Below are 461 nucleotides of genomic sequence, written 5' to 3'. Positions count from 1 at the left end.
GCACGAATACAAAGCGATCGGCCCGCACGTTGCGGTTGCGAAACGTCTGGCGGCGAAAGGTGTTAAAATCAAACCGGGTATGGTTATCGGTTACATCGTTCTGCGTGGTGACGGTCCGATCTCTAACCGTGCGATCCTGGCGGAAGAATACGACCCGCGTAAACACAAATACGACGCGGAATACTACATCGAAAACCAGGTTCTGCCGGCGGTTCTGCGTATCCTGGAAGGTTTCGGTTACCGTAAAGAAGACCTGCGTTGGCAGAAAACCAAACAGACCGGTCTGACCTCTTGGCTGAACATCAAAAAATCTGGTACCGGTGGTGGTGGTGCGACCGTTAAATTCAAATACAAAGGTGAAGAAAAAGAAGTTGACATCTCTAAAATCAAAAAAGTTTGGCGTGTTGGTAAAATGATCTCTTTCACCTACGACGAAGGTGGTGGTAAAACCGGTCGTGGAG

At 49.0% G+C, this 461-nt stretch carries 1 protein-coding gene and 1 pseudogene; both read left to right on the top strand.

Annotated features, from left to right (window positions below; translation table 11 throughout):
* Positions 1-313, top strand: a pseudogene (locus SB756_RS28120) (DNA polymerase); the annotation flags it as partial.
* Positions 302-461 (top strand): hypothetical protein (locus SB756_RS28115; RefSeq protein WP_410912757.1); only part of this gene is annotated, 160 nt, incomplete at its 3' end. The pseudogene SB756_RS28120 and the gene SB756_RS28115, both read left to right, overlap by 12 nt.

Source organism: Pseudomonas sp. SIMBA_068, from assembly GCF_046534705.1.
Lineage (GTDB): Bacteria > Pseudomonadota > Gammaproteobacteria > Pseudomonadales > Pseudomonadaceae > Aquipseudomonas > Aquipseudomonas putida.
Note: the sequence above shows the minus strand (reverse complement) of the source record. Positions and strands in the feature narration are given on the sequence as shown.